General features: G+C 72.4%; 15 protein-coding genes. 6 read left to right on the forward strand and 9 right to left on the reverse strand.

Annotated features, from left to right (window positions below):
* Positions 1-11: 11 nt before the first annotated feature.
* Both ACIG0D_RS03635 and ACIG0D_RS03640 read left to right on the forward strand, forming a co-directional pair.
* Positions 12-2582, forward strand: coding sequence for a M14 family zinc carboxypeptidase (locus tag ACIG0D_RS03635; protein ID WP_399796021.1), 2571 nt, complete (start codon positions 12-14; stop codon positions 2580-2582).
* The gene (locus tag ACIG0D_RS03640; protein ID WP_399796022.1) at positions 2579-3739 is read left to right on the forward strand and encodes a serine hydrolase domain-containing protein; all 1161 of its coding nucleotides are present in this window, start codon (positions 2579-2581) and stop codon (positions 3737-3739) included. Before ACIG0D_RS03635 ends, ACIG0D_RS03640 begins: the two co-directional genes overlap by 4 nt.
* A gap of 63 nt (positions 3740-3802) precedes the next feature.
* Here the strand turns inward: ACIG0D_RS03640 and ACIG0D_RS03645 are convergent, their stop codons facing one another.
* Entirely contained in the window at positions 3803-4222 is a 420-nt protein-coding gene (locus ACIG0D_RS03645) for an organic hydroperoxide resistance protein (protein WP_365760223.1), read from the reverse strand.
* A gap of 106 nt (positions 4223-4328) precedes the next feature.
* Positions 4329-5351 carry an NADP-dependent oxidoreductase gene (locus ACIG0D_RS03650; protein WP_399796023.1) on the reverse strand — a complete coding sequence of 341 codons (1023 nt, stop codon included), beginning with the start codon at positions 5349-5351 and terminating at the stop codon, positions 4329-4331.
* Between the two features lie 96 nt (positions 5352-5447).
* Between ACIG0D_RS03650 and ACIG0D_RS03655 the strand changes: the two genes are divergently transcribed.
* Genes ACIG0D_RS03655 through ACIG0D_RS03665 form a run of 3 tightly spaced genes read left to right on the forward strand, consistent with a single transcriptional unit; the run spans position 5448 to position 7334 of the window.
* Positions 5448-5918, forward strand: coding sequence for a MarR family winged helix-turn-helix transcriptional regulator (locus ACIG0D_RS03655; protein WP_399796024.1), 471 nt, complete (start codon positions 5448-5450; stop codon positions 5916-5918).
* Between the two features lie 10 nt (positions 5919-5928).
* Positions 5929-6723 carry an EI24 domain-containing protein gene (locus tag ACIG0D_RS03660; protein ID WP_399796026.1) on the forward strand — a complete coding sequence of 265 codons (795 nt, stop codon included), beginning with the start codon at positions 5929-5931 and terminating at the stop codon, positions 6721-6723.
* A complete protein-coding gene (locus ACIG0D_RS03665) occupies positions 6720-7334 on the forward strand; it encodes a LysE family translocator (RefSeq protein ID WP_399796027.1) in 615 nt (204 codons plus the stop codon). The genes ACIG0D_RS03660 and ACIG0D_RS03665 overlap by 4 nt, the downstream gene beginning before the upstream one ends.
* On the opposite strand, the gene ACIG0D_RS03670 is transcribed toward ACIG0D_RS03665, so the two are convergent.
* From ACIG0D_RS03670 to ACIG0D_RS03680, 3 genes are all read right to left on the reverse strand, one after another.
* On the reverse strand, positions 7306-8565 hold the full coding sequence (locus ACIG0D_RS03670; protein WP_399796028.1) for a pyroglutamyl peptidase: 1260 nt from the start codon (positions 8563-8565) through the stop codon (positions 7306-7308). The genes ACIG0D_RS03665 and ACIG0D_RS03670 overlap by 29 nt on opposite strands.
* A gap of 275 nt (positions 8566-8840) precedes the next feature.
* Complete coding sequence (locus tag ACIG0D_RS03675) at positions 8841-9818, reverse strand: aldose epimerase family protein (protein WP_399796029.1); 978 nt, start codon at positions 9816-9818, stop codon at positions 8841-8843.
* Positions 9819-9852: 34 nt separating this feature from the next.
* Positions 9853-10764 (reverse strand): SGNH/GDSL hydrolase family protein, encoded by a 912-nt coding sequence (locus tag ACIG0D_RS03680; protein ID WP_399796030.1) that lies wholly within the window; start codon positions 10762-10764, stop codon positions 9853-9855.
* 266 nt (positions 10765-11030) lie between these two features.
* Between ACIG0D_RS03680 and ACIG0D_RS03685 the strand changes: the two genes are divergently transcribed.
* Positions 11031-11525 carry a DUF3145 domain-containing protein gene (locus tag ACIG0D_RS03685; protein ID WP_086168131.1) on the forward strand — a complete coding sequence of 165 codons (495 nt, stop codon included), beginning with the start codon at positions 11031-11033 and terminating at the stop codon, positions 11523-11525.
* 76 nt (positions 11526-11601) lie between these two features.
* Here the strand turns inward: ACIG0D_RS03685 and fabF are convergent, their stop codons facing one another.
* From fabF to ACIG0D_RS03705, 4 genes are all read right to left on the reverse strand, one after another.
* Positions 11602-12873: a beta-ketoacyl-ACP synthase II gene (gene fabF / locus ACIG0D_RS03690; protein WP_399796031.1), complete on the reverse strand. Its 1272-nt coding sequence runs from the start codon at positions 12871-12873 to the stop codon at positions 11602-11604.
* A 73-nt stretch (positions 12874-12946) separates the two neighbouring features.
* The gene (locus tag ACIG0D_RS03695; protein WP_043500565.1) at positions 12947-13195 is read right to left on the reverse strand and encodes an acyl carrier protein; all 249 of its coding nucleotides are present in this window, start codon (positions 13193-13195) and stop codon (positions 12947-12949) included.
* Positions 13196-13273: 78 nt separating this feature from the next.
* Positions 13274-14275 (reverse strand): ketoacyl-ACP synthase III, encoded by a 1002-nt coding sequence (locus tag ACIG0D_RS03700; RefSeq protein ID WP_399796032.1) that lies wholly within the window; start codon positions 14273-14275, stop codon positions 13274-13276.
* Positions 14276-14297: 22 nt separating this feature from the next.
* Positions 14298-15236, reverse strand: a complete 939-nt coding sequence (locus ACIG0D_RS03705; RefSeq protein WP_399796033.1) for an ACP S-malonyltransferase — start codon at positions 15234-15236, stop codon at positions 14298-14300.
* Positions 15237-15285: the final 49 nt, after the last annotated feature.

A 15285-nucleotide genomic window follows, 5' to 3' on the forward strand; every position in this document is an offset into this window, starting at 1 on the left:
AGGAGGTACGCGTGCGCACCAAGGGAACCGGAACCACCGCTGCGAGACCCGTCCTGACCACCGCCCTCGCCCTCACCTCGGCGAGCGCCCTCCTGCTCGCCGGGCCCGGCCCGGCCGGCGCGGACCAGGCCCCCGTCACCCGGGAGGCCGCCGAGTCCCCGGCCCTCGACCGCCAGGGCGCCGCCAAGTCCCCGCAGAGCGCGGCCCGCAGAGCCCTCACCGACCCCGGGCCGGGACCCGGGCTCACCGGCGGCACCCACGACGCACGCGGCTATCCGCGCGAACAGACCCTCACCCCCGACCCCGAGAACCCCGCCGACAAGTCCCTCAAGCTCGGCCTGACCCCGTATCACGCGATCGCGGACCGGCTGAACGCCCTGCAAGCCCTCGGCGACCGGGTGAGCGTGGAGATCGCGGGCCGCTCGGCGGGCGGCCACCGGCTGTATCTCGTCACCGTCACCGCCCCGGAGACCGCCGCCCAGGCCCGCGCCCAGCACCGGATGCGGGACCTCATCGAGCGGGCCCCGGCGACGGCGGCCAAGGACCCGAGGCTGAAGAAGGCGTACAAGACCCCGGTCTTCTTCAACAACAACATCCACGGCAACGAGTGGGAGGGCACCGACGCCGCCCTCCGCGTCATCGAACGCCTCGCGACCGCGAAGGACGAGAAGACCCGGGACCTGCTGGCGCACAGCCGCCTCTACTTCAACGTCACCGCCAACCCGGACGGCCGGATCGCGGGCACCCGCGCGAACGCGAACGGCTTCGACCTCAACCGGGACTTCGTCACCGCCTCGCAGCCGGAGACCCGGGCGATGCGGCAGATCATGCTCGACAAGCAGCCCGCCGTGATGGTCGACCTGCACGGCTACGTCAACGGCACACTGATCGAGCCCACGACCCCGCCGCACGGCGAGAACTACGAGTACGACCTCTTCCTGAAGAACACCTACGCCAACGCCCTCACCATGGAGGCCGCCGTCAACGGCCTCGGCCACACCGCCGAGAAGGACGGCGTCCAGCCCGCGCAGATACCCTTCCGCGACCAGGAAGAGGGCTGGGACGACTGGCCGCCCATCTTCACCCCGCAGTACGCCGCCTACCACGGCGCGGTCGCCGCGCACACCGTCGAGATCCCGCTGCGCGTGAACAACGCCTCCTACGACACCCTGCCGGTGAGCGAGCTGCGCCGCCGCTCGGCCGTCAACACGGACATCGCGGAAGCCGCCATGACCGCCACCCTCGACCATGTGCGCCGGCACCGCGCAGGGCTCCTCGCCGACCAGATCGAGGTGTTCCGCCGCGGCGTCGCCGGCGCCCCGCAGGTCCCGGTGTCGGCCGAGACCGTCCCCGGCGTGCCCGGCATCGGCCCCGAGGACGTCTACACCACCACCTTCCCGCGCGCCTACGTCCTGCCGCCCGGCGGCCCGGCCACCGCCCGCCTCGTCGACCACCTCCTCGCCAACGACATCCGCGTCACCCGCGTCGCACACCCCGCCCCCGGCTATCCGAAGGGCGCGTACGTCGTCGACATGCGCCAGCCCAAGCGCGGACTGGCCAACGCGCTCCTCGCGGACGGGCGGGACATCAGCGACAAGGTCTCGGTGATGTACGACATCTCCGGCTGGAGCCTCGGCCGGCTCTGGGGAGCCACGGTGCGGCCCGTCCCCGACGGCAAGCTGCCCCACTCCGCGCTGCGCCCGGTGCGCGCCGCCGCGCCCGTCGCCCACGTCGCCCCGCGCGGCGACCTGCGCCTGCGCCTCGACGACCCGCGCGAGATCGCCGCCCTCAACTCCCTGCTCCGCCAGGGCGTGCGGGTACGGCAGTCCGCCGACGGCGCCGCGATCGTGCCGGGCTCTGCGCGCCGCCGGGCGGTGGAGGCGGCCCGGACGTACGACGTCGCCTTCGGCCGTACGACCCAGCGGGGCACCACCCCGCTGGAGCGGGTCCGGGTCGCCGCCGCCGTCACGCCGGGCGAGCTGTTCGCGCTGCGGGAGATGAACTTCGAGGTCGCCCCGGTCTCCACGGCCGTGCTCAACGCGGGCTTCGACTGGTCCCGGGTGGACGTCCTGTTCGTGTCGGCGGGCCTCGACCGGGACGCCCTGAACGAACCGGCGCGCCACGCCCTGGACGCCTTCCTCGAAGAGCACGGGCTCGTCGGCCGCGGCGCCGTCGGCGCGGAGCTGAACGCGGACGCCGGGCTGCTCGCCGTGAAGGCCGTGCGGGGCAACGAGGACGCCAACGGCGTGGTCCGGGTGGCGAACACGGGTCCGCTGACGCGCGGCGCGCCCGCGCACGGTTTCGTCTACGCGCCGCTCTGGTTCACCGACCTCGGCCCGGGCGTGCGCGTCGAGCAGTCGTACGCGACGGGGAACCCGCTGCTGTCCGGCCACTGGCGCCCGGCGGCCGACGGCACCGGCGGCCCGGCGGACGCGGCCGGACGGGCCTCGGTGGTGAGCGGACCCGGTGTGGTGCTCTTCGGCACGGAACCGCTCTTCCGCGCGCATCCCAAGGGAGAATTCCCCCAGGTCGGCCGGGCCCTGCTGACCACGCCACGCACACAGGTCGAGGAGAGCGGATGACACAGGAGATCCACGGCACGGTCGCCGACGGCTTCGAGGCCGTACGGGAGGAGTTCGCTGCCTTCGTCGCCCGGGAGCGGCGGGAACGGCCGGACTACGAGGGCCAGGTGTGCGCGTACGTCCACGGCCGCCGGGTCGTCGACCTGTGGGCCGGCCCGGAGGTGACCGCCGAGTCCCTGTACGGCGTGTTCTCCTGCACCAAGGGCGCCGCCCATCTGGTCGTCGCCCTGCTCGTGCAGGACGGCACCCTGGAGCTGGACCGGAAGGTGACGTACTACTGGCCGGAGTTCGGCGCCGAGGGCAAGGGCGCGCTGACCCTGCGCGATCTGCTCGCGCACCGGGCGGGCCTGGTGGGTCTGGACGCCGGGTTCACCGACGAGGAGCTGGCCGACGACCGGGTGATCGCGGAGCGGCTGGCGGACCAGCGGCCGTTCTGGCGGCCGGGCACCGCGTTCGGCTATCACGCGCTGGTGATCGGCGCGCTCACCGGCGAGGTGGTCCGGCGGGCCACCGGCCGCACCCTCCAGGAGGTGTACGAGGAGCGGGTGCGCGCCCCCCACGGGCTGGACTTCTTCCTGGGCCTGCCCGAGTCCGAGGAGCCCCGCTACCGCTCCGTGCAGCCGATGGCGCCGACGCCCGAGCAGCGGTCGGTGCTGGACGACCGGCAGACGGGGCCGCACACGCTCGCCTCGATCGCGTTCAACACGCATGTGCCGGGCGCGGGCGAGCTGGTGGACCACGCGAACTCGCGGCTGGTGCGCGCGAAGGGCCCGGCGTCGGCGGGCGGCGTCGCCTCGGCGCGCGGGCTCGCCGGGATGTACGCGGCGGCGGTCGGCGAGGTCGACGGGCGTCCTCCGCTGCTGAAGCCGGACACGATCGCCGAGGTCGGGCAGATCCACTCGATCGGCCACGACCTGGTCGCCCGGGCGCACAAGGCGTACGGGCTGGGCTTCCAGGCGACGGCCGAGAACTGGTACCCGTTCCTGGGCGCCGGCGCCTTCGGGCACAGTGGCGCGGGCGGCGCGCAGGCGTTCGCCGACCCGCGCAGCGGACTGGCGTACGGCTACACGCGGCGCCGGTGCGCGTTCCCGGGCGGGGCGGCGCCGGAGAACGTGGCGTTCGTCCGGGCGGCCCACCGCGCCGCACTGGCCCTCTGAGCACGGGCGAAGGCCGCACCCCACGTCCAAGGGTGCGGCCTTCGTCGTGCGCAACGAGCGCCGTCAGGCAAGCGTCACGGTGATGTTGCCGCGGGTCGCCTTCGAGTACGGGCAGACCTCGTGGGCCTTCTTGATCAGGCTCTGGGCGGTCTCCGCGTCCACGTTCGGGATGGTCGCGGAGATCTCGACGATCAGGCCGAAACCCTCGTCGTTCTTGCCGATGCCGACCTTGGCGGTGACGGTCGAGCCGGAGACGTCGGCGCCCTCCTGGCGGGCGACGACGCCGAGCGCGCCCTGGAAGCAGGCGCTGTAGCCGGCGGCGAACAGCTGCTCCGGGTTGGTGCCGGCGCCGCTGCCGCCCATCTCGACGGGCGGGTTGACGACGACGTCGAGCTTGCCGTCGTCGGTGGCGACCCGGCCGTCGCGACCGTTCTCGGCGGTGGCGACGGCGGTGTACAGGACGTCCGACTGCTGAATGGCCATGCGGTGGTCTTCCTCCTCGGTCCGCCGCGACTCGCGCCCACGATCGCCGACGGTTTTCGGAAAGAAGTTACCGCATACCGGAAAGCGACAGAAGGGCCGCCGGGGGTCAGAGCTTGACGATCATCTTCCCGGTGTTGTCGCCGCGCAGGACGCCGAGGAAGGCCTCCAGGTTGTTCTCGATGCCCTCGACGACCGTCTCGCGGTACTTCAGCGCGCCCGAGGCGACCCACGGGCCGACCTCCTGGACGAACTGCGGCTGGAGGTCGTAGTGGTCGCCGACCAGGAAGCCCTCGATCCGGCCGCGGGTCTGGATCAGCCGGGCCAGGTTCCTCGGGCCGGGGGCGGGCTCGGTGTTGTTGTAGACGGAGATCATGCCGCAGACCGCGATCCGGCCGCCCTCGTTGAGGGAGCCGATGGCGGCCTCCAGGTGGTCGCCGCCGACGTTGTCGAAGTAGACGTCGATGCCGTCCGGGGCGGCCTCCCGCAGCTGCTCGCTCACGGGGCCGTCCTTGTAGTTGAACGCGGCGTCGAAGCCGTACTCCTCGACCAGCAGCTTCACCTTCTCCTCCGACCCGGCCGAGCCGATCACCCGGGAGGCGCCCTTGAGCTTGGCGATCTGGCCCACCTGGCTGCCCACGGCACCGGCCGCGCCGGAGACGAAGACGCTGTCGCCCTCCTTGAAGGAGGCGGTGCGCAGCAGGCCGGCGTAGGCGGTCAGGCCGGTCATGCCGAGGACGCCGAGGTACGTGGACAGGGGCGCGGCGTTCGCGTCGACCTTGACGGCGTGCTCGGCGCTCACCGCGGCGTACTCGCGCCAGCCCAGGAAGTGCAGCACGTGGTCGCCGACCCGGAAGCCCTCGGCGTTGGAGGCGACGACCTCGCCGACCGCACCGCCCTGCATGACCTTGCCCAGCTCGAAGGGGGCGACGTACGACTTGGCGGCGCTCATCCGGCCGCGCATGTACGGGTCCACCGACAGGTACAGGTTCCGCACCAGCACCTGGCCCTCGCGCGGGGTCGGGACCTCGGCCTCGACCAGGGCGAAGTCCTCCGGCTGCGGCCAGCCGACCGGGCGGCTGAGCAGGTGCCACTCACGGTGGACGGCGGGAAGCGTGGGGGTGTCGGACATGAGGTGGTGCCTCTCGTGCGGTGCAATGTTTCAGAACCTGAAACAACCATGCTCCTGAATATTTCATGATGTCAAGCAACGGGTACCCTGGAACCCATGCCCGCCACCCCGCACCCCACCCGCCGCCCCGACGACCTCTCCCTGGAAGTCGTCGACCTCATCGGCGCGATCGTGGCCCGCTATCACGAGGAGTTCGAGGAGGCCGCCGCCGGGCACGCCCTCACCGGCGCCCAGGCCAAACTCCTCACCCTGCTCTCCCTCGATCCGCTGCCCATGCGCAAGCTCGCCCGGAAACTGCGCTGCGAGCCCTCCAACGTCACCGGCATCGTCGACCGCCTGGAGTCCCGCGGCCTGGTCGAGCGCCGCCCCGACCCCGCCGACCGGCGCATCAAGGTCGCGGCCGTCACCGACGAGGGCCGCCGGGTCGCCCGCGGCCTGCGCGACTCCCTGCGCTTCGCCCGCGCGCCGCTGGCCGCGCTCACCGAGGAGGAGCGGCTGGCGCTGCGCGACCTGCTGCGCCGGATGGTGGAGTCCGGCACCGGGCCCGAGGAGACGCCCGGCGGCTAAAGTGCACCCCATGCGCGATCTCGGGGTGGGCTTCGGCTATCTGATCAAGGGCCAGCGCTGGGTGGCCCGGCACGGCAGGCAGTTCGGCTTCGGGCTGCTGCCCGGACTGATCACTCTCGTCCTCTACGCCGCGGCGCTCACCGCGCTCGCGCTGTGGGGCGCGGACTTCGTCGCCTGGGCGACACCGTTCGCGGACGACTGGTCGAGCCCCTGGCTCGGACTGTTCCGCGGCCTGCTCACCGTCGTCCTGTTCGCGCTGTCGCTGCTGCTGGCCGTCGTGACCTTCACCGCGGTGACCCTGCTGATCGGCCAGCCCTTCTACGAGAGCCTGTCGGAGGAGGTCGACCGGGACGTCTCCCCGGACGGCACCGCGCCCGAGTCCGGACTGCCGCTGTGGCGGGAGCTGTGGATCTCCGGCCGGGACAGCCTGCGGATCGTCCTGCGGGCCGCCGTATGGGGCGTCCTGCTGTTCGCGCTCGGCTTCGTGCCCGTCGCCGGGCAGACCGTCGTCCCCGTGCTCGGGTTCTTCGTCACCGGCTTCTTCCTCACCGAGGAGCTGACCGGCGTCGCCCTCCAGCGCCGCGGCGTCGGACTGCGCGACCGCCTCGCCCTGCTCCGCTCCCGCAAGACCCTCGTCTGGGGCTTCGGAACGCCCCTCGCCCTGGCCTTCGTCATCCCCTTCGTCGCGGTCTTCCTGATGCCGGGCGCGGTCGCGGGCGCCACCCTGCTCGCCCGTGACCTGCGCGGCGAGGAGACCACCGGAGACGACACCACCGACCGCCGGCAGGAGGACGCCGTCCGATGACCGAGATACTCGCCGTGGCCGTCATCACCGTCCTCGCGGTGATCGCCCCCGGCGCCGACTTCGCCATGATCGTCCGCAACAGCTATCTGTACGGCCGCCGCACCGGCCTGCTGGGCGCCGCCGGAGTCGCCGCGGGCGTCCTGGTGCACGTCACCTACACCATGCTCGGCGTGGGCCTGCTGATCGCCTCCTCGACCTTCCTCTTCACGGTCGTCAAGCTGATCGGCGCCGCCTACCTCGTCTACATCGGCGTCCGCACCTTCCGCACCCGCGGCGACGTCCGCGTCGACCTCGACCACAAGACCGGGCTGACACCGCTCGCCGCCCTGCGCACCGGCTTCCTCACCAACGTCCTCAACCCGAAGACGACCCTGTTCGTCGTCTCCACGTTCGCCCAGGTCGTCAGCCCCGGCACACCCCTCTGGCAGCAGGCGGGCTACGGCCTGTTCATGTCCCTCGCCCACCTGCTGTGGTTCGCCGTCGTCGCCGTGTTCTTCTCGCAGGACCGGATGCGCACCCTGATGCTGCGCGCCCAGAAGGTCCTCAACAAGGTCATCGGCTCGGTCCTGGCCGGCCTCGGCGTCAGCCTCGCGTTCGCCCCGTCGCACTGACGGCGACCGCCACGATCGACCGCACCTGCGCGATGATGTCCCGCCGGTTGCGGACGAACTCCGCATCGGTGACCTCGGAGGTGTTCCCCGCGCCGAACTGGAGCACCGGCGTGTGGACGTGCCCGCCCGGCAGGGCGTCCAGCCCCAGCCGGTCCCGCAGCAGCGTCGCCCGGTAGGCGATCTCGTTGGACAGGTAGTTCCCGCCGCCCCCGGCCCGCGCCGTCGAGCCGGGGGTCGGCCCGTCCGGCCGTACGACGGGCTCGGTGCCCCCGGCCGGGATCTCCGTCACGGACGTGTTGTCGTACACCGGGAAACGGCCGGTGTCCGCCGCCACGATGTCCCGGTACGGCAGCGTCGTCGACGTCCACTGCGGCGCCGCGCCCGGGCCCGGGACCGGGATCGTCTCGGTGCGGCCGACGTTCTCGTTGTCGGGGAAGCCGCCCCGCCAGGCCCCGTTGGTCCGCTCGACGTCGAACCGGCCGACCCGCCCCTGACTGACGGTCGCGAACAGATCCACCCCGGCCAGATACGGCCGCAGCGCCCGCTCCACCGTCCCCTCCGTGAAGTCCCGCCAGCGCACCGGGAACACCATGGTCTCCACCCGCGCCGGCCCGTCCGCCGTCTCGATCACCGTGCCGTCGAGCGCCAGCGCGCTCGCCCCGGACGGGTTGGAGATACGGATGTCCCGGTCCAGGGTGAACGGATCGAACCCGGTGACCAGGACGCGCTTGGACCCCTTGACGCCGCGGACGTCGCCCTGCCCGCGCGAGGCGCGCTCCAACGCGTCCAGCAGCGCCGCCCGCTGCCGCTCGGACAGCCCGAACCCCGGCTGCCAGGACCGCACTTCCCGGGTCATCCCCAGCCGCGCCCAGTACAGCGGCCGGTCGTCGTCCCGGCTCAGATCCCCGCCCGCCGGACCCCGCCCCTGCGCCCGGTCGACCGCCCGCCGCCACAGCGCCGACCCCTCGCGCACGACGATGGCGCGCGCCTGGGCGTAGGAGCGCGCCCCACCCAGCGCGTCGGCGAACTCCGGGGTCACGTCGGCGAATCCGGAGCGCCGCAGGATCTCCTGAGGCACGGCGCGGTCGAGGCGCTGCTCCTCGACGGTGGCGGCCGGTGCGGTGGTGGCGGCCGGTGCGGTGGTGGCGGTGCCGGCGGTGGCCGGGGCGGTGAGGCCGGTCACGAGCGCCAGGCAGAGCAGTGCGCCGATCCGAACACGTAGGGATATCAAGGCGGTTCAGGTCCTTCCGTCGCCGTGTACCGGGTGGTGCGGGACGGCGGAAGTCTCCCCGCGTCACACGAGGTCTACGCGGCCCCTCCCCACCCGGCGGTCACGGGCAACGGAGACCAACTCGTGGTCGTTTGTGAAGGGTTCGTACGAAATCCAGGCGAGGGACCCGATCGCCGGTCGCGGGATCACCGTGCCCGGTTAACGTCGGAACCGGGACGACTCGTCCTGCCGAGCAGCCCCGGTCCGGCACCTGACACCGGGCCGGGGCTCGTCCCTCAGCCGCGCACCGAGAAGCCGTACACGGTTTCGGAGCGGAACACCTCACCCGGCCGCAGCACCGTGCTCGGGAACTCCGGCCGGTTCGGCGAGTCCGGGAAGTGCTGGGTCTCCAGCGCGATCCCGGCGCCGGGGGAGAAGGGCCCGCCGAGATGGTCCGCCGTGTAGAGCTGGAGACCGGGCTCGGTGGTCGCCACCGTCAGCAACCGCCCGGACCCGGGGTCGTACAGCTCGGCGGCCTCCTCCGCCGCCCGCGTGACCCCCTTGTCCAGCACGAAGTTGTGGTCGTACCCGGTCCCCGTCTCCCGCGCCTTGCGGAAGTCGAACCGCGTCCCGGCGACCTCCGCGACCCCCGTCGGGATCAGGTCCTCGTCCACCGGCGTGTACCGCGAGGCGGCGATCCGCAGCTCGTGCCCGCTCGCGGGACCGGACCCGCCGCCCGACAGGTCGAAGTAGCTGTGGTTCGTCAGGTTCACCACGGTCGGCGCGTCCGTGACCGCCTCGTACGCGATCCGCAGCGCCCCGTCGGCGTCCAGCGTGTACGTCGCCGACACCGCCAGCCGCCCGGGGAACCCCTCCTCGCCGTGCGGGCTGACCCGGTGCAGCCGCAGCCCGTGCTCGACCGGCGTCACCTCCCACACCCGCCGGTCGAAACCGCCGTCGCCGCCGTGCAGCGTGTTCGGCCCGTCGTTCGGGGCGAGGGCGTAGGTGAACCCGTCCAGCGTGAACCGGGCGCCGGCGATCCGGTTGGCGTACCGGCCGACGAGGGCGCCGAGATACCCGCCCCGGTGCTCCAGATAGCCGTCCAGTCCGTCGAACCCCAGGACGACGTTCGCCGTCCGCCCGTCCCGGCCGGGCACCTCCAGCGACTGCACGATCCCGCCGTACGAGAGCACCCGCACCCGCACGCCGGCCCGCTCCAGGGTCCAGCGGTGCACCGGGGTGCCGTCGGGAAGTGTGCCGAAGTGATCGTTCATGAGCGGAACCCTAGGTCACACTCCGGTGATGTCCCTAGGAGGACGCTGTGCGGGCCGTCACCGTGCGATACGCGATCTCCGCGAGCCGCGCCTGGCCGTCCACGCTCGGATGGAACCAGTCCCACTGGCTCAACTGCGCCACCCCGAACCGGTACTCGAACACCGCGCCGCCGTCGAAGCGGCAGTACCGGTCCTTCGCGCAGACCTCGCGCAGCACCCGGTTGTACGCCTCCACCCGCTGGTGCACCGTCGACCGCCGCAGCCGCGCCGCCGCGTCCAGGGCCTCGGCGTCACCCAGCATCGACGGGCAGATCCCCAGCTTCCACACCTGCCTGCCGAGCGGGCTGGTCCGCCCCTGCGACCACAGCCGCATCAGGTTCGGCACGCTCGCCACGTACACCTGCGCCTTGGGCGCGCTCCGGCGCAGGGTGCGCAGGGCGTCCGTGAAGTCCGCGCGGAAGTCGGCCACCGGCGTCATCGCGTCCGCCGAGGCCCGGCAGGCGTCGTTCGCGCCCGCCATCACCGTCACCAGCTCCGGCCGGCGCGCCGCCGCCCGCGCCATCTGCCCGGGCAGATCCGCCATCCGCGCCCCGGTCACCGCGTAGTTCCAGCTGTGCGAGGCCGCGCGGGACCGCCCCAGCAGCCGTACGGCCAGACTGTCGACCTCCGGGCTGCTGCCGGTCGCCCACGACACCTCGGGGCAGTCCGACAGGACCGTACAGGCGTCGAAGCCGCGGGTGATGGAGTCGCCGACCGCGGCGATCGACCGCGGGGTGGTGTCCCAGTCCGGCGTCGGCGTGGGCGACGCGCGGCGCTCGCCGCTGCCCGACGGGCTCGGCGCGTCGCCGCCCACGGCGTCACAGCCGGTGACCCCCAGCACGGCGGCGGCGGTCAGGCCCGCGAGGACGGCCCGCGAACGGCGGCGACGGTTGCGCGGCTTCCGCATGCCCTGGTCCATCCCTTGTCACCCGTGATGTCGTGTCATGTTCCCCAACCCATGACAGCGTTCCAGGGTTCCCGGCGCACCCCATGCAACGGGTCACACCCGCACAGGCGTCCTGCCGGGTGAATGGCGGGAGTTTCCCGGTGCCGGGACCGACGGTACGTCACACTCCTTGCGCCGCCGCACGGTAGCCTCGCCATCAACGTGGCCTGCCAGGGCCACCGCCGCCCGCCCGTCCGCACCCAGTCCCGCTCAGCCCGGAGGTCCCGGTGACGACACGTGGAGTTCTGTACGTGCACTCCGCTCCGCGCGCGCTGTGCCCGCACGTCGAGTGGGCCGTCGCCGGGGTGCTCGGCACGCGCGTCAACCTCGACTGGATCCGCCAGCCCGCCGCCCCCGGTACCTGGCGCTCGGAGTTCTCCTGGCAGGGCGAGGCGGGCACCGCGTCCAAGCTGGCCTCCGCCCTGCGCGGCTGGCACCTGCTCCGCTTCGAGGTCACCGCCGAACCCTGCCCCACCGCCGAGGGCGAGCGCTACAGCTGCACCCCCGACCTCGGCATCTTCCACGCCGTCACCGGCATCCACGGCGACATCCTCATCCCCGAGGACCGCCTCCGCGCCGCCCTCCTGCGCTCCCAGCGCGGCGAAACCGACCTCGAAGCGGAGATCGCCAAGCTCCTCGGCAAGCCCTGGGACGACGAACTTGAGCCCTTCAGATACGCGGGCGAGGGCGCCCCGGTCCGCTGGCTCCACCAGGTGGTGTGAGTTTCCCGTACACGCCGAAGGGCCCCCACCGCGTGGTGGGGGCCCTTCAGCTTCGTACCGACGTGTCCTGCGGCGCTCAGACCGTACGGAACGCCAGCACCACGTTGTGCCCGCCGAACCCGAACGAGTCGTTCAGAGCCGCGATCCGCCCGTCCACGGGCAGCTTCCGCGCCTCCCCGCGGACGATGTCCGCGTGCGCCTCCGCCTCCGGGTCGAGGTTCTCGATGTTGATGGTGGGCGGTGCCACCCGGTGGTACAGCGCGAGAATCGTGGCGACGGACTCGACACCACCCGCACCACCCAGCAGATGCCCGGTCATCGACTTCGTCGCGGACACCGCGAAGTGGTCGGCCTCGTCACCGAACACCTTCCGCAGCGCCTTCAGCTCGGCCACGTCACCGGCCGGCGTCGACGTCGCGTGCGCGTTCACGTGCACGATCTCCGCCGGGTCCAGGTCGGTCCGCTCCAGCAGGTTCTGCAGCGCGTGGGCGATACCGCGGCCCTCCGGCTCCGGCTGCACGATGTCGTGGCTGTCGGCGGAGACACCCTGCCCGACCGCCTCGGCGTACACCCGGGCCCCGCGCTTGGCGGCGTGCTCGGCGGACTCCAGGACGATCACACCGGCGCCCTCGCCGAGGACGAAGCCGTCACGGGCCACGTCGTACGGCCGGGACGCGCCCTGCGGGTCGTCGTTGTTCTTGGACATCGCCATCATGTTGCCGAACGCGGCGATCGGCAGCGGGTGGATGGCCGCCTCCGTACCGCCGGCGACGACCACGTCCGCGCGGCCGGTGCGGATCATCTCGATGGCGTAGCCGATGGCCTCGGCGCCGGACGCGCACGCGGAGACCGGCGTGTGCACACCCGCGCGGGCGTTCACGGCCAGACCCACGTTCGCCGACGGGCTGTTCGGCATGAGCATGGGAACGGTGTGCGGGGAGACGCGGCGGACGCCCTTCTCCTTCAGCACGTCGTACTGGTCCAGCAGGGTCGTCACACCACCGATGCCGGAGGCGATGACGGCGCCCAGCCGGTCCGGGTCGACCGAGCCGTCCTCACCGGCCTTGCCGGTGAAACCCGCGTCGGCCCACGCCTCCTGGGCGGCGACCAGCGCGAACTGCGCGGACCGGTCCAGCCGGCGGGCCTGCGGCCGCGGGATGACCTCGGTGGGCTCCACGGCCACGGGCGCGGCGATACGGACCGCCTGCTCGGCGGCCCAGTCCTGTTCGAGGGGCTTGACGCCGGAGCGCCCGGCGACCAGGCCCTCCCAGGTGGAGGCTGCGTCGCCACCCAGCGGTGTGGTTGCGCCGATACCGGTGACGACCACGGTGCGATTGGTCGGGCTCACGGGAATTCTTTCTCCAGATCGGTGGATTCAGCGGCGCCACCGCCGGGTGGCGGGGCAGGCAGCAGCCTGAGGATCAGGCCTGGTGCTTGAGGATGTACTCGGTCGCGTCGCCGACGGTCTTGAGGTTCTTGACGTCCTCGTCGGGGATCTTGACGTCGAAGCGCTCCTCGGCGGCGACGACGACCTCGACCATGGACAGCGAGTCGACGTCCAGGTCGTCGGTGAAGGACTTGTCCAGCTGGACGTCCTCAACCGGGATGCCGGCGATCTCGTTCACGATGTCGGCGAGACCGGCGACGATCTCTTCCTGAGTGGCGGCCATGTTGGCGCTCCTTCGTTGTTTTCCAGAGGGTGTGGCGGTGGCATCCGCAGCGGACCGGAACGATCCGGCACGGAGTGCCTAGGGGAGGGTAACGACCGACGCGGCGTAGACGAGACCCGCCCCGAATCCGATGACGAGCGCGGTGTCGCCGCTCTTCGCCTCGCCGGTCGCCAGAAGCCGCTCCATCGCGAGCGGGATCGAGGCGGCCGAGGTGTTGCCGGTGGTGCGCACGTCACGGGCGACCGTGACGGACTCCGGCAGCTTCAGGGTCTTCACCATCGAGTCGATGATCCGCTCGTTGGCCTGGTGCGGAATGAAGACGTCCAGGTCGTCGGCGGATACCCCGGCCGCGTCCAGCGCCTGCTGGGCGACCTTCGCCATCTCGAAGACGGCCCAGCGGAACACCGCCTGGCCCTCCTGCGTGATCGCGGGGAACCGCTCGACATCGCCCGTGCGGTAGTCCGTCCACGGCACGGTCTGCTTGATGGTCTCGGACTTGTCGCCCTCGGAGCCCCAGATGGTGGGGCCGATCGCGGGCTCGTCCGAGGGGCCGACGACGACCGCGCCGGCGCCGTCACCGAACAGGAAGGCCGTCGCCCGGTCCTCCAGGTCGGTGAGGTCGCTCAGCCGCTCCACGCCGATGACCAGCACGTACTCGGCGGAACCCTCGACGATCATGCCCTTGGCGAGGGTGAGGCCGTAGCCGAAGCCGGCGCAGCCCGCCGAGATGTCGAAGGCGGCGGCCTTGTTCGTGCCGAGCTTGTCGGCGATCTCGGTGGCGACGGCCGGAGTCTGCTTGAAGTGCGTGACGGTGGAGACGATCACCGCGCCGATCTGCTCGGCGGTGATCCCGGCGTCCGCGATGGCCTTGCCGGACGCCTCCAGCGACATCGCGGCGACGGTCTCCTCGTCGTTCGCCCAGTGCCGCGTCTGGATGCCGGACCGCGAACGGATCCACTCGTCCGAGGAGTCGATCGTCTCGAGGATCACCTCGTTGGGCACCACACGGGTGGGCCGGTAGCCGCCCACGCCCAGGATGCGGGCGTACGGGGCGCCCTTCGCGGGCTTGATCTTCGACATGTGTCGGTCGGCTCCTTCAGGATCAGGCGCCCGCCGCGTCAGCGGCAGATTCCGTTGCGGCCGCGATGAGTTCGCGGGCCGCGTCGAGGTCGTCGGGGGTCTTCAGGGCCAGCGTCTTCACACCGGGCAGCGCGCGCTTGGCGAGACCGGTGAGGGTGCCGCCGGGGCAGACCTCCAGCAGGGCGGTGACGCCCATGGCCTTGAAGGTCTCCATGCACAGGTCCCAGCGGACCGGGTTGGCGACCTGGCCGACCAGCCGGGAGACGACCTCGTCGCCGGTGGCGACGGTCTGTCCGTCCTTGTTGGACACGTAGGGCACCGCCGGGTCGGCGGGCGTGAGCTCGCGGGCGGCCTCGGCCAGCTTGTCGACCGCGGGCGCCATGTGGTGCGTGTGGAACGCGCCGGCCACCTTCAGCGGAACGATCTTCCGGACGCCCTCGGGCTTGTCCTCGTTCAGCGCGGCCAGCTGCTCCAGCGTGCCGGCGGCGACGATCTGACCGGCGCCGTTGACGTTCGCCGGGGTCAGGCCCAGCTTCTCCAGGTGCGCGACGCTCACCTCGGGGTCGCCGCCGAGCAGCGCCGACATGCCGGTCGCGGTGATCGCGGCGGCCTCCGCCATGGCGAGCCCGCGCTTGCGGACGAGGGTCAGCGCGGCGGTGTCGTCGAGGACACCGGAGAGGGCGGCGGCGGTGATCTCACCGACGCTGTGGCCCGCGACCGCACCCGGCCGGATGTCACCGAGTGCCGTGGCCGACAGGATGCCGGCGGCGACCAGCAGCGGCTGGGCGACGGCGGTGTCGCGGATCTCCTCCGCGTCGGCCTTCGTGCCGTAGTGGGCGAGGTCCAGTCCGATGGCGTCCGACCAGGCGGCGACGCGTTCGGCGGCGCCGGGCAGGTCGAGCCAGGGGGTCAGGAAGCCGGGCGTCTGAGCGCCCTGGCCGGGAGCGACGAGTACGAGCACTCTCACACTCTCTCTTGGGGACGGGCACGGCCGCCCGTGGGGACAAGGA

Source organism: Streptomyces sp. NPDC052773, from assembly GCF_044547145.1.
Taxonomy (GTDB): Bacteria; Actinomycetota; Actinomycetes; order Streptomycetales; family Streptomycetaceae; genus Streptomyces.